Origin of the sequence: Microvirga solisilvae (genome assembly GCF_022808595.1) — a bacterium.
Classification (GTDB): domain Bacteria; phylum Pseudomonadota; class Alphaproteobacteria; order Rhizobiales; family Beijerinckiaceae; genus Microvirga; species Microvirga solisilvae.
The window spans coordinates 522,081-534,785 of record NZ_JAKUCN010000001.1; the positions used below are offsets into that span (position 1 = coordinate 522,081).

Annotated in this window: 11 protein-coding genes; all 11 read left to right on the top strand. The window is 62.3% G+C overall.

The annotated features are described in order from the left end of the window. A complete protein-coding gene (nuoK, locus tag MJ639_RS02585; protein ID WP_243368468.1) occupies window positions 1-309 on the top strand; it encodes an NADH-quinone oxidoreductase subunit NuoK in 309 nt (102 codons plus the stop codon). Window positions 310-334: 25 nt separating this feature from the next. Next, window positions 335-2,371 (top strand): NADH-quinone oxidoreductase subunit L, encoded by a 2,037-nt coding sequence (gene nuoL / locus MJ639_RS02590; protein ID WP_243368470.1) that lies wholly within the window; start codon window positions 335-337, stop codon window positions 2,369-2,371. Next, window positions 2,371-3,882: an NADH-quinone oxidoreductase subunit M gene (locus MJ639_RS02595; RefSeq protein ID WP_243368472.1), complete on the top strand. Its 1,512-nt coding sequence runs from the start codon at window positions 2,371-2,373 to the stop codon at window positions 3,880-3,882. Before nuoL ends, MJ639_RS02595 begins: the two co-directional genes overlap by 1 nt. A gap of 7 nt (window positions 3,883-3,889) precedes the next feature. Then, window positions 3,890-5,329, top strand: coding sequence for an NADH-quinone oxidoreductase subunit NuoN (nuoN, locus tag MJ639_RS02600; RefSeq protein WP_243369019.1), 1,440 nt, complete (start codon window positions 3,890-3,892; stop codon window positions 5,327-5,329). Then, on the top strand, window positions 5,329-6,135 hold the full coding sequence (locus tag MJ639_RS02605) for a biotin--[acetyl-CoA-carboxylase] ligase (protein WP_243368474.1): 807 nt from the start codon (window positions 5,329-5,331) through the stop codon (window positions 6,133-6,135). The genes nuoN and MJ639_RS02605 overlap by 1 nt, the downstream gene beginning before the upstream one ends. Window positions 6,136-6,163: 28 nt before the next feature. After that, entirely contained in the window at window positions 6,164-7,837 is a 1,674-nt protein-coding gene (locus MJ639_RS02610; RefSeq protein ID WP_243368475.1) for a ribonuclease J, read from the top strand. A 29-nt stretch (window positions 7,838-7,866) separates the two neighbouring features. Further along, the gene (mce, locus tag MJ639_RS02615) at window positions 7,867-8,271 is read left to right on the top strand and encodes a methylmalonyl-CoA epimerase (protein ID WP_243368476.1); all 405 of its coding nucleotides are present in this window, start codon (window positions 7,867-7,869) and stop codon (window positions 8,269-8,271) included. Window positions 8,272-8,281: 10 nt separating this feature from the next. Then, on the top strand, window positions 8,282-8,617 hold the full coding sequence (locus MJ639_RS02620; protein ID WP_243368477.1) for a DUF1467 family protein: 336 nt from the start codon (window positions 8,282-8,284) through the stop codon (window positions 8,615-8,617). Window positions 8,618-9,046: 429 nt separating this feature from the next. Continuing rightward, on the top strand, window positions 9,047-10,375 hold the full coding sequence (gene proS, locus MJ639_RS02625) for a proline--tRNA ligase (RefSeq protein WP_243368479.1): 1,329 nt from the start codon (window positions 9,047-9,049) through the stop codon (window positions 10,373-10,375). Between the two features lie 5 nt (window positions 10,376-10,380). Further along, window positions 10,381-11,655, top strand: coding sequence for a lipoprotein-releasing ABC transporter permease subunit (locus tag MJ639_RS02630; RefSeq protein ID WP_243368481.1), 1,275 nt, complete (start codon window positions 10,381-10,383; stop codon window positions 11,653-11,655). A 2-nt stretch (window positions 11,656-11,657) separates the two neighbouring features. Next, the gene (locus MJ639_RS02635) at window positions 11,658-12,353 is read left to right on the top strand and encodes an ABC transporter ATP-binding protein (protein ID WP_243368482.1); all 696 of its coding nucleotides are present in this window, start codon (window positions 11,658-11,660) and stop codon (window positions 12,351-12,353) included. The last annotated feature ends 352 nt before the right edge of the window (window positions 12,354-12,705 follow it).

Below are 12,705 nucleotides of genomic sequence, written 5' to 3' on the forward strand. Positions count from 1 at the left end.
ATGGTTATCGGACTGGGCCATTATCTCACCGTCGCCGCCGTGCTCTTCACGCTTGGTGTCTTCGGCATCTTCATCAACCGCAAGAACGTCATCGTCATCCTGATGTCCGTCGAGCTGATCCTGCTCGCGGTGAACATCAACATGGTGGCCTTCTCGACCCATCTGGGCGACATCGTCGGACAGGTCTTTGCCCTGCTGATCCTCACGGTCGCAGCGGCGGAAGCCGCCATCGGCCTTGCCATTCTGGTGGTGTTCTTCCGCAACCGCGGCTCCATCGCGGTTGAAGACATCAATTCGATGAGAGGCTAAGCCCTAAAAGGCGAAGTAAGCGAACATGTATCACGCAATCGTTTTCCTGCCGCTCGTCGGCTTCCTCATCGCAGGTCTCTTCGGACGCGTCATAGGACACCGCCCGAGCGAGATCATCACCACGGCGCTGCTCTTCATCTCGGCGGTTCTGTCCTGGGTGGCTTTCATCCAGGTGGGCTTCGGCGATGGCGCGACCCGGGTCCAGGTGGCCCAGTGGATGTCTGTCGGCGACCTCCAGGTCGATTGGGCGTTCCGCATCGACACGCTCACGGCCATGATGCTGGTGGTGGTCAACACCGTGTCGGCGCTCGTGCACCTCTATTCCATCGGCTACATGCACGAGGATCCGCACCGCTCGCGCTTCTTCGCCTATCTCTCGCTCTTCACCTTCACCATGCTCATGCTGGTGACGGCGGACAACCTGGTCCAGATGTTCTTCGGCTGGGAAGGCGTGGGTCTGGCGAGCTACCTGCTTATCGGCTTCTGGTACAAGAAGGACTCCGCCAATGCGGCGGCCATGAAGGCCTTCATCGTCAACCGCGTCGGCGATTTCGGCTTCCTGCTCGGCATCTTCACCGTCTTCGTGCTGTTCAACGGCGTCACCTTCGACGCCATTTTCCCGCGCGTTGCCGAGTTCGCCAATGCCAAGTTCATGTTCCTCGGCATCGAATGGCATGCCCTGACGATCGCCTGCCTGCTGCTCTTCATGGGCGCCATGGGCAAGTCGGCGCAGTTCCTGCTGCACACTTGGCTGCCGGACGCGATGGAAGGCCCGACGCCGGTTTCCGCGCTCATCCACGCCGCCACCATGGTGACCGCCGGTGTGTTCATGGTCGCGCGCCTGTCGCCGCTCTTCGAGTTTGCTCCGAACGCGCTCACCGTTGTCACTGTCATCGGCGGCATTACGGCTTTCTTCGCCGCGACCGTGGGTCTTGTCCAAAACGACATCAAGCGCGTGATCGCCTATTCGACCTGCTCGCAGCTCGGCTACATGTTCGTGGCGCTCGGCGTCGGCGCCTATGGCGCGGGCGTGTTCCACCTCTTCACGCACGCCTTCTTCAAGGCGCTGCTGTTCTTAGGGGCTGGCTCGGTCATCCATGCCATGCACCATGAGCAGGACATGCGCTACATGGGCAACCTTCGCCGCTACATCCCGCTCACCACGGCGATGATGGCGATCGGTACGCTCGCGCTCACCGGCTTCCCGTTCACCGCAGGCTACTATTCCAAGGACGCGATCATCGAGGCAGCCTACGCTTCGCACAGCGCCGCTGGATCCTTCGCCTTCCTGGCGACGGTCGTCGCGGCCTTCATGACCTCGTTCTATTCCTGGCGTTTGTTCTTCATGACCTTCGAGGGCAATGCGCGCTGGTCGAATGCCGACCATCACGCCCATGGCCACCACGAGGGCGTGGAGCATGACGATCACAGCCACGACGTGGAGCCCGCGACCCATGCGGACCACGAGCACGGCCACCATGGCCATGGGGCTCCTACGCCCCATGAAAGCCCGCTGGTGATGGTGCTGCCGCTGATCGTGCTCGCCATCGGCGCCGTCGTTGCCGGTCTCGTCTTCCATGAGGCCTTCATCGGGCACGGTTATCAGGAGTTCTGGAAGGGCGCGCTGTTCACCCGCCCGGACAACAACATCCTCGAAGAGATGCACCACATCCCGGGCTGGGTGCCGTATCTGCCCACCGTGATGATGGCTCTCGGCTTCGTGCTCGCCTATTACATGTACATCCTCGACGCCAAGCAGCCGGCCCGGCTCGCGGCGGATCATCCGATCCTGTACCGCTTCCTGCTCAACAAGTGGTATTTCGACGAGATCTACGATGCCATCTTCGTGCGTCCCGCCATGGCCATCGGCCGCTTCTTCTGGCGCACCGGTGATCAGAAGATCATCGACGGCCTCGGGCCTGACGGCATCTCCGCCCGCGTGCTCGACGTGACCCGCGGAGCGGTTAGGCTCCAGTCCGGCTATGTCTATCACTACGCCTTCGCGATGCTCATCGGTGTTGCGGCTCTCGTGACCTTCTATCTCTTCAGGGGAGCCCACTAATGTTCGGCTTCGGCATCCTCTCCGGCCTTCTCATCCTGCCGCTCGTCGGCGCGGCCTTCATCCTGACGCTTCGCGGCGACAGCGATGCGACCCGCTCCAACGCGCGCTGGGCGGCGCTTGCCACCACGCTCGCGACCTTCGTGCTTTCGCTGGTGGCCTGGAACCGCTTCGATACGGCAACGGCCGCCTTCCAGCTGGTGGAAGTTCATCCCTGGCTGGCCGAGACCATCAAGTTCAAGCTCGGCGTGGACGGGTTCTCCATGCCGCTCATCCTGCTCACCACGTTCCTGATGCCGTTCTGCATCCTGGCCTCGTGGGATTCCATCGGGCACCGGGTGAAGGAATACTACGTCGCCTTCCTCGTTCTCGAGACCACCATGATCGGCGTGTTCTGCGCGCTCGATCTCGTGCTCTTCTACCTGTTCTTCGAGGCTGGCCTCATTCCGATGTTCCTCATCATCGGCATCTGGGGCGGCAAGCGTCGTATCTACGCCAGCTTCAAGTTCTTCCTCTATACGCTGCTCGGCTCGGTGCTGATGCTGCTCGCCATCATGGCCATGTTCTGGCAGGCGGGCACCACGGATATCCCGACGCTGCTCACGTTCAAGTTCCCGTATAACCTGCAGATCTGGCTGTGGCTTGCCTTCTTCGCGTCTTTCGCGGTGAAGATGCCCATGTGGCCGGTCCATACCTGGCTGCCAGACGCGCACGTGGAAGCGCCGACAGCGGGTTCGGTGATCCTGGCAGGCGTTCTTCTGAAGATGGGCGGCTATGGCTTCATCCGAGTCTCGCTGCCGATGTTCCCAGACGCGTCGCTGTACTTCTCGGCCTTTGTGTTCGCTCTCTCGGTCATCGCGATCGTCTACACCTCGCTGGTCGCGCTGATGCAGGAGGACATCAAGAAGCTCATCGCCTATTCCTCGGTGGCGCATATGGGCTTCGTGACCATGGGCCTGTTCAGCATGAACGAGCAGGGCATCCAGGGCGCCATGTTCACCATGATCTCCCACGGCCTGATCTCCGGCGCGCTCTTCCTCTGCGTCGGCGTGATCTATGACCGCATGCATACCCGCGAGATCAAGGCCTATGGCGGCCTCGTAAACCGCATGCCTCTGTATGCGGTTGTGTTCCTGATCCTCACCATGGCCAATGTGGCGCTTCCGGGCACCTCCGGCTTCATCGGTGAGTTCCTGACGCTCATGGGCGCGTTCCGGTCCAACACCTGGGTGGCCTTCTTCGCTACCACCGGCGTGATCCTCTCGGCGGCCTACGCGCTCTGGCTCTACCGCCGCGTGGTCTATGGAGAGCTCGACAAGCCCGCGCTCCAAACCATCAAGGACCTGAACCGCCGCGAGATCATCACCTTCGCGCCGCTCATCCTGCTGATCATCTATTACGGCGTGCAGCCGGGCCCGATCCTCGACGCCTTCGCGGTGCCGACGGATCAGCTCATTCAGAATATGCAGGCTGCGCTCTCCACCGTGAAAACGGCTGCTGTGGCAGCACACTGAGGTCATGATGAATCCCGTCCTCACCATTCCCGATTTCGCCCCCGTGCTGCCGGAGATCATTCTGGCGGCTGGCGCTCTCGTCCTGGTCCTGTTCGGCGCAATCCGCGGCGAGCGCTCGGGAGAGGGCATGAACATCATCGCCCTGGCGCTTCTCGCCGTGGCCTTCGTCGCCGTGCTTATGCTGCCCTCGACCCGCGTCGAGACCATGAGCGGCTCCTTCGTGGTCGACGGCTTCGCCAAGTTCATGAAGGCGCTGACGCTGATCGCCTCCGCCGGCGGCGTGATCCTGTCCATGGATTACATGCGCCGCGAGGGCATCTACCGCTTCGAGTACCCGATCCTCATCGTGCTCTCGACCATCGGCATGATGATGGTGATCTCGGCGAACGACCTGATCGCGCTCTATCTCGGCCTCGAACTGTTGTCGCTCTCGTCCTACGTGATCGCCGCATTCGACCGCGATAACGTGCGCTCGACGGAAGCGGGCCTGAAGTACTTCGTGCTCGGCGCGCTCTCTTCGGGCATGCTGCTCTACGGCGCATCGCTGGTTTACGGCTTCACCGGCAACGTGTCCTTCCCGGCTATCGCGGGCATTCTGCAGGGCCAGGTAGGCGTGGGCGCCATCGTCGGCATCGTGTTCGTTGCTGCCGGTATCGCCTTCAAGATCTCCGCTGTCCCGTTCCACATGTGGACGCCGGACGTCTATGAAGGTTCGCCGACCCCGGTCACGGCCTTCTTCGCCGCTGCTCCCAAGATGGCCGGTATGGCCATGGCCACCCGCGTTTTCATCGATGCCTTCCCGAACATCGTTGGCCAGTGGCAGCAGATCATCGTCTTCATCTCCATCGCCTCCATGGCTTTGGGTTCGTTCGCGGCCATCGGCCAGCGCAACATCAAGCGCCTGATGGCCTATTCCTCCATCGGTAACGTCGGCTATGCGCTGATCGGCCTTGCCACCGGCACGGTCGAAGGCGTGCAGGGCGTGGTTGTCTACATGGCGATCTATCTCGCCATGACGCTCGGCGCCTTCGCCGTCATTCTCAGCATGCGCCGCGGCAACGTGATGTATGAGAATGTCGAGGATCTGTCGGGCCTTGCCCGCACGCATCCGGTTCTCGCCTTCTGCCTGGCGATGATGATGTTCTCGCTCGCGGGCATCCCGCCGCTCGCCGGCTTCTTTGCCAAGTTCGCGGTGTTCAACGCGGCCATCAACGCCAACCTCGTGGCGCTCGCCATCATCGGCGTGGTGACCAGCGTGGTAGGTGCGTACTACTACCTGCGCATCGTGAAGGTGATGTACTTCGATGAGCCTGCCGCTGCCTATGATGCGCAGCCCGTCGGCGTGAAGCTCGTGCTCGGCCTCTCCAGCATCTTCGTGGTGCTCTTCGGCATCGTTCCGGCTCCGCTGGTCGCAGCCGCAGGCGCTGCCGCGCGCTCGCTGTTCTAATGGTGAAACTGTCGCCTCAAGCCGAGGCCGCCGGCTATCGGCTCATCTCGCTCGAGGCGACGGATTCCACCAACGACGACGTGCTCCAGGCGGCTCGCTCCGGCGATCCGGGGCAGCTCTGGATCGTCGCGGGTGAGCAACGCGCGGGCAGGGGGCGGCATGGCCGGCAATGGTCCTCGCCCCAAGGCAATCTCTACGCCAGTCTTCTGCTGATCGATCCGTGCGAGCCGCAGCACGCGCCGCAACTCGGCTTCGTGGCGGGGCTTGCCCTGCATGAGGCCGTGGAAGCGGTGACGGGCTTAGGTGCGCCGCGCCTTTCCCTGAAGTGGCCGAACGATCTCCTGCTCGACGGCGCGAAGGTCTCCGGTCTCCTCCTCGAAGGCCACAGGCTCGGAAGCAACGGCCCGCTCGCGATCGTCATCGGCATGGGCGTGAACGTGGCCTTCGCCCCAACCGGCACGCCTTATCCGGCCCTCGCCCTGCAGCACGCCAAGCCCGGCCTGACCCGCGAGGTGATGTTCCAGGCCTTGTCGGCCAGCTTCGCGCAGACCTTCGCCGCCTGGCGCAATGCGGCGCGCATGAACGTCGCCGATCCGTTCGGCCCCATTCGCAGGCTTTGGCTGGAGCGTGCGGCGGGTATCGGGCAAGAAGTGACGCTCCGCCTTCCTTCAGGCGAGAAGCGCGGTATCTTCGAAGGGCTCGACCGTTTCGGGCGCCTGCAGCTGAAAACCGGTTCCAGCGCGGAACTGATCGATGCGGGCGACCTTTATTTTCCCAATTTGCTACACGATATAGCCAAGCCGTAGCGCTGGCATGACAAGGTCTTGATCAAGTATGGCATCCTCCCAGGACGAACTGGTCTTTCTACCCCTCGGCGGGCTCGGCGAAATTGGCATGAATGCCGCCCTCTATGGCTTCGGGCCAGAGAGTGACAGGCAATGGATTCTCGTCGATTGCGGCATGGGCTTCGGAAGCGAGGAGCAATTGCCCGGCATCGACCTCGTCTATCCCGATCTGCGCTTCATCGAGGAAGAGCGGCACAACCTGCTCGGCATTTTCATCACCCACGCGCATGAGGATCATATCGGCGCACTCGTCGAGATGTGGCCGCGCCTGCGTGCGCCGGTCTATGCCACCAAGTTCGCCATCGGCCTTCTCGAAACCCGTCGCCTGTCGGAGCCGAACGCTCCGAAGATCGATCTCAACGAGATCGCCCCCGGCCAGCGCCTGAAACTCGGCAACTTCGACATCGAGTATGTGCCGGTTGCTCACTCCATCCCGGAATCGAATGCGCTCGCCATCCGCACGCCACAGGGTCTCGTGGTGCATACGGGCGACTGGAAGCTCGACCCTACGCCTTATCTTGGCAGCCTGACCTCGGAAGAAGCCTTCCGCAAGCTGGGCGAGGAGGGCGTTCTCGCACTCATCTGCGACTCCACCAACGTGGTGCGCGAAGGCGAAAGCCCGAGCGAGGCTGATGTGGCGAGGAACCTTGCCGCTCTCATCAAGGATGCGCCGCACCGTGTGGCGATCACCACCTTCGCCTCCAATGTTGCGCGCATTCGTTCGGTCGCGGAAGCCGCGCGCGAATGCGGACGCGAGGTCGTCGTGGTCGGTCGCGCCATGGATCGCGTCGCGGAAGTGGCGAAGGAATGCGGCTATCTCGAAGGTTTGCCCGAATTCCGCTCCGTTGAGAACTTCGGCTACATGCCGCGCGACAAGGTCGTTGCTGTTCTCACCGGATCGCAGGGCGAGCCGCGCGCTGCGCTCGCGCGCGTTGCGGCAGACGAGCATCCCGATATTGCGCTCACCGCAGGCGACCGCGTGATCTTCTCGTCGCGCGCCATTCCCGGCAACGAGAAGGCGGTGGGCTCCATCATCAATAGCCTGATCGAGCAGGGCGTCGAGGTCATCACCGACCGCACGGAACTTGTCCACGTTTCCGGCCATCCGCGTCGGGGCGAACTCGCCAAGATGTATGAGTGGACGAAGCCGCGTATCGCCATTCCGGCACACGGCGAGCCGCTGCATCTCGCCGAGCACGCGAAATTCGCGCGCCAGCAGGGCGTGCCGGAAGTGGTGCGCGCGAAGAACGGCACCATGGTGCGCCTCGCACCCGGCAAGGCCGAGATCGTCGATACCGTTCCCGCTGGCCGCGTCTACAAGGACGGCAACATCGTCATCCCCGCGGGCGAGCGTGCTCTGCCTGAGCGCCGAAAGCTCGCTTTCGCCGGCATCGTGACGGTGGCGATCGCCATCGACGACCGGGGCGAGATTGCGGGCGATCCGGTGGTGGATGCCATGGGTCTCCCTGAGAAGAACCGTCAGGGCCGCGATTTGACCGACATCATCGCTGACACTGTGGCCGATACCCTCGATGGCCTGTCCAAAGCCAAGCGCCGCGATCCCGACGCCGTGGAGCAGTCGGTTCACCGCGCCGTCCGCGCCGCCGTGAACCAGGAATGGGGCAAGAAGCCCGCCTGCCATGTGCTCGTGATCGAGGTATAAGGGCCGCAATCTGATCTAGGGGGAGCAGTATGCTCGGACGCCTGAACCACGTCGCCATCGCCGTCCGCGACATCGCGGCGGCATCAAACCTCTATCGCAGCACCCTCGGGGCCGAGGTGTCGGCGCCGGAGGCCTTGCCCGAGCATGGCGTCACGGTGGTGTTCATCACGCTGCCCAATACCAAGATCGAGCTTCTGGAACCCCTCGGCGCGGATTCTCCCATCGGCAAGTTCCTGGAGAAGAACCCGGACGGCGGCATCCACCATGTCTGCTACGAGGTGGACGATATCCTCTCCGCGCGAGACCGGCTTGTGAATTCCGGGGCCAGGGTGCTGGGCTCGGGCGAGCCGAAGATCGGAGCCCACGGAAAGCCGGTGCTTTTCCTGCATCCGAAGGACTTCAACGGAACCCTCATCGAACTTGAGCAAGCCTGAGGACAAGCTGTTGATAAACCTTGTAAAAGCCCTGTCCGCTTCGCTCTGGTCCACCTTGGCTACGGTGGTGGTCATCTCCGCTATTGCCGTGACGATCGGCGTGACGTTTTTCGGCCTGCGCGTGAGCGGGGGACTGGCGCTGTACTTCGTGATCTGGTGGATTCTGCTCTTTGCCGTCCTGCCTTTCGGCGTACGCAGCCAGGCGGAAAGCGGAGAGGTCGTGGCCGGCTCCGAGCCTGGAGCGCCTGCCGTTCATGGCCTTCAGGAAAAAGCCATCTGGACGAGCCTCGTCGCCTCCGTGGTCCTGGCGATCGCCGCAGCCGTATTCCCGCTGGCGGGGCTTTAACCTTTCCAAGCTTCCTCAGAGCGAGGTTGAGCTGACTGTGCGAGAGGGCTTGGACAAAAGAAAAAGCAAGGCTTTCGCCTTGCCTGAACTGCCTTTTGGCGTTGTTTTATGATCCCTGGCTTTCTGGCGCCGGCGCCTGATCGGCGCCTGGGGATCGCGTTCCTCCCAAAACTCGGACCGCAGCCTCTGCCTTTTTGAAGGTCTGAAGCATTACGACGTGTTTATAGGGGCTTTCCCCTACGGTGTCACCTTTTTTGGGCAGTTGATGATGCAATTTGCTGCACTTGTTGTATCAATCTTTGGTCTAATCCATTCCGCCGCAGCCCTCAGGTCGTGATGGCAGCTTGTCTTTTTCCCATGGCCTGTGTTGTGTGCTGGAAACGAGTCGTGACCCGTTGTTCCATTTCTGACCGATATTGAAGGCGTCCTATGCGTTTGAGCCGCTACTTCCTCCCCATTCTCCGCGAGACGCCGAAAGAGGCGGAGATCGTCTCCCACCGCCTGATGCTGCGCGCGGGCCTGATCCGTCAGGAATCGGCCGGCATCTATGCCTGGCTGCCGCTGGGTCTGAAGGTGCTCAACAAGGTCAACGCCATCGTCCGCGAGGAGCAGAACCGCTCCGGCGCCGTCGAACTTCTGATGCCGACGATCCAGTCCGCCGACCTCTGGCGTGAATCGGGCCGCTACGACGCCTATGGCAAGGAGATGCTGCGCATCCAGGACCGGCACGAGCGCGAGATGCTCTTCGGCCCTACCAACGAGGAAATGATCACGGAGATCTTCCGGGGCTATGTGCGCTCCTACAAGGATCTGCCGCTGAACCTCTACCACATCCAGTGGAAGTTCCGTGACGAGGTGCGTCCGCGCTTCGGCGTCATGCGCTCGCGCGAGTTCCTGATGAAGGACGCCTATTCCTTCGATATCGATCAGGCCGGCGCCGTCCATTCCTACAACAAGATGTTCGTGGCCTATCTTCGCACCTTCGCCCGCATGGGCCTGAAGGCGATCCCGATGCGCGCCGATACCGGCCCCATCGGCGGAAACCTGAGCCACGAATTCATCATTCTCGCCTCCACGGGCGAGAGCGAAGTGTTCTGCCATGCGGATTATCTCGACTACGAGATCCCCGCCGAGGACACGAATTTCGATGATGTCTCCGGTCTGCAAAGCACCGTCGACAAGTGGACGTCGCTCTATGCCGCGACCTCCGAGATGCATGATGCTGCTGCCTTCGACGCCGTTCCCGCCGACAAGAAGATGTCGGCGCGCGGCATCGAGGTCGGCCACATCTTCTATTTCGGCACCAAGTATTCCGAGCCCATGGGCGCGAAGGTCATGGGACCGGACGGGCAGGAAAAGCCGGTCCATATGGGCTCCTACGGTATCGGCCCGAGCCGCCTGATCGCTGCCATCATCGAGGCGAGCCATGACGAGAACGGCATCATCTGGCCGGAAGGCGTGGCTCCATTCGATGTGGCTATCCTGAACCTCAAAGTCGGCGATGCCGGCACGGATGCGGCGAGCGAAAAGCTCTATCGCGAGCTTTCCAATGCCGGCCGCGATGTGCTCTATGACGATCGCGACGAGCGTCCGGGCGGCAAGTTCGCCACCGCCGATCTCATCGGCGTGCCGTGGCAGATTCTCATCGGCCCCAAGGGCCTCGCCGAGGGCAAGGTGGAGCTGAAGCATCGCTCGACCGGCGAGCGTGAGCTTTTGTCGGTCGATGAGGTGGTCTCGCGGCTGACGGCGCATAAATAAGCCCCATGGCCAAAGAAGCACCGACCGGAACCAAACCCTTCTCGCTGTTCGAGTGGATGCTCGCCGGGCGCTACCTGCGCACCCGGCGGCGGGAAGGCTTCGTGTCCGTCATCGCGGGCTTCTCGTTCCTCGGCATCATGCTGGGCGTTGCGACGCTCATCGTGGTGCTCTCGGTCATGAACGGCTTCCGCAAGGAACTGCTCGACAAGATCGTGGGCATCAACGGCCACATCTTCGTGGCGCCCATCGAGAGTCCGCTCACCGATTATCCGGAAGTGGCGGCACGCATTGCTGCCGTGCCCGGCGTGAAGCGCGCCATTCCGCTCGTGGAAGGCCAGGCCTTCGGCTCCTCGCAATATAACGGCAGCGGCGTTCTGGTGCGCGGCATTCGCGGAAACGACCTGCGCCAGATCGAGCATATCGCCGGCAACATCCGCCAGGGCACGCTCGAGAATTTCGAGGAAGGCGAGGGCGTCGCCATCGGTCGTCGTCTCGCTGAAACGCTCTCGATCCAGGCTGGCGATACGTTGACGCTGATCACCCCGCGTGGAGCCGCGACGCCTTTCGGCACCGCACCGCGCGTGAAGGGGTATCCGGTGAAGGCGGTGTTCGAGATCGGCATGTCCGAGTTCGACAACACCTTCGTCTTCATGCCGCTGACCGAGGCACAGAACTACTTCAACCGTCAGGGCGATGTGCCCTTGATCGAGGTCTATCTCGATAACGCCGACAAGGTGGATCAGGCCCGCGCCGCCATCGACGAGGCGGCGCAAAGACCGATCATGATGACCGACTGGCGGCAGAGAAACCGCACCTTCTTCGGCGCGCTGGAGGTGGAGCGGAACGTGATGTTCATCATCCTCGCGCTCATCGTTCTAGTCGCCGCGCTCAACATCATCTCCGGCCTCATCATGCTGGTGAAGGACAAGTCGAGCGACATCGCGATCCTGCGCACCATGGGCGCGACGCGCGGCGCGATCATGCGCATCTTTTTGATCACGGGCGCATCCATCGGTGTGATCGGCACGCTCGCCGGCTTCGGGCTCGGATTGCTGATCGCGGCCAATATTCAATCGATCCAGGATTTCCTGTCCTGGGCGACGAATTCGAACCTGTGGGATCCCACATTGCGCTTCCTGAGCCAGATTCCTTCCGATGTGAATCCGGGTGAGGTGGCGACCGTTCTCACGATGGCTCTCGTCCTGTCGCTGTTGGCTACCCTCTATCCCTCCTGGCGGGCTGCGAAGCTCGATCCCGTCGAAGCGTTGCGTTACGGTTAGATATGGCGTCCGGACAAACCCAGCCCGCACTTCACCTGTCCCAAGTCGAGCGTCGCTACCCTCAGGGAGATACCTTCCTGGAGGTGCTGCGCGGGGCGGAGCTTGCCATCTGGCCGGGCGAGATCGTGGCCCTCATCGCGCCTTCGGGCACGGGTAAGTCCACGCTTCTGCACGTGGCAGGCCTGCTCGAAAAGCCGGATGGCGGCGAGGTTTTCGTCGGTGGCAAGCCCACGGCGCATATGACCGACAAGGAGCGCACACGCGTGCGTCGCGAGGAACTGGGCTTCGTCTACCAGTTTCACCACCTGCTGCCCGAGCTCTCAGCGCTGGAAAATGTAGTGATGCCGCAGCTCATTCGCGGTCTGCCGAAACCGGAGGCTGAAGACCGCGCCGGTCAGATTCTGACCTTCCTGGGATTGGGCAAGCGCCTGAAGCATCGACCCGGCGAGCTCTCCGGCGGCGAGCAGCAGCGTGTGGCCATTGCCCGCGCGGTTGCCAATGCACCGCGCCTGCTGCTGGCGGACGAGCCTACGGGCAATCTCGACCCGCATACCGCCGACCGGGTGTTTCAGACCCTCGTCGCCATTGTGCGTGCCTCGCGCCTTGCAGCGCTGATCGCCACGCATAACCTGGAACTCGCCGCCCGCATGGACCGTCGCGTGACCATCCGCGAAGGCGTAATCGTCCAACTTCCGTAAGAGCCTGGAAGGCAAGTCGCTCTTCCGCTGTTCTCATTTCCAGGGCGGGCCTTCGGCTCGCCCTGTGCATTGTTGTGGATCGGTGTGAATTCTGCGATTTATGCAACAGGCGAGAGCACGAGGGCCCAAATCCCGACGGCCGAGCCGAACACGGCGAGAGAGGCGATTTCAGCGGCGGTCTCGATAATGATGCGAAGCATGTCTGATCTCCGTGTTCTTGATAAGTTCATTCTTGTTCATTGAATGTTCCGTGTAAAGCTGGGGTCATCCGGGCGCTAGGGTTAGAGTCAACGGAGCCTTAAAAGCTTGAACTCCGCCATCCCTTGGCTTAGGGAGGCGGCATCCTGCCCGG

What these genes read in the sequence shown, in the direction of transcription:
- nuoK (WP_243368468.1), top strand. Translation starts at nt 1, where the DNA reads ATGGTTATCGGACTGGGCCATTATCTCACCGTCGCCGCCGTGCTCTTC.
- nuoL (WP_243368470.1), top strand. Translation starts at nt 335, where the DNA reads ATGTATCACGCAATCGTTTTCCTGCCGCTCGTCGGCTTCCTCATCGCA.
- MJ639_RS02595 (WP_243368472.1), top strand. Translation starts at nt 2,371, where the DNA reads ATGTTCGGCTTCGGCATCCTCTCCGGCCTTCTCATCCTGCCGCTCGTC.
- nuoN (WP_243369019.1), top strand. Translation starts at nt 3,890, where the DNA reads ATGAATCCCGTCCTCACCATTCCCGATTTCGCCCCCGTGCTGCCGGAG.
- MJ639_RS02605 (WP_243368474.1), top strand. Translation starts at nt 5,329, where the DNA reads ATGGTGAAACTGTCGCCTCAAGCCGAGGCCGCCGGCTATCGGCTCATC.
- MJ639_RS02610 (WP_243368475.1), top strand. Translation starts at nt 6,164, where the DNA reads ATGGCATCCTCCCAGGACGAACTGGTCTTTCTACCCCTCGGCGGGCTC.
- mce (WP_243368476.1), top strand. Translation starts at nt 7,867, where the DNA reads ATGCTCGGACGCCTGAACCACGTCGCCATCGCCGTCCGCGACATCGCG.
- proS (WP_243368479.1), top strand. Translation starts at nt 9,047, where the DNA reads ATGCGTTTGAGCCGCTACTTCCTCCCCATTCTCCGCGAGACGCCGAAA.
- MJ639_RS02630 (WP_243368481.1), top strand. Translation starts at nt 10,381, where the DNA reads ATGGCCAAAGAAGCACCGACCGGAACCAAACCCTTCTCGCTGTTCGAG.
- MJ639_RS02635 (WP_243368482.1), top strand. Translation starts at nt 11,658, where the DNA reads ATGGCGTCCGGACAAACCCAGCCCGCACTTCACCTGTCCCAAGTCGAG.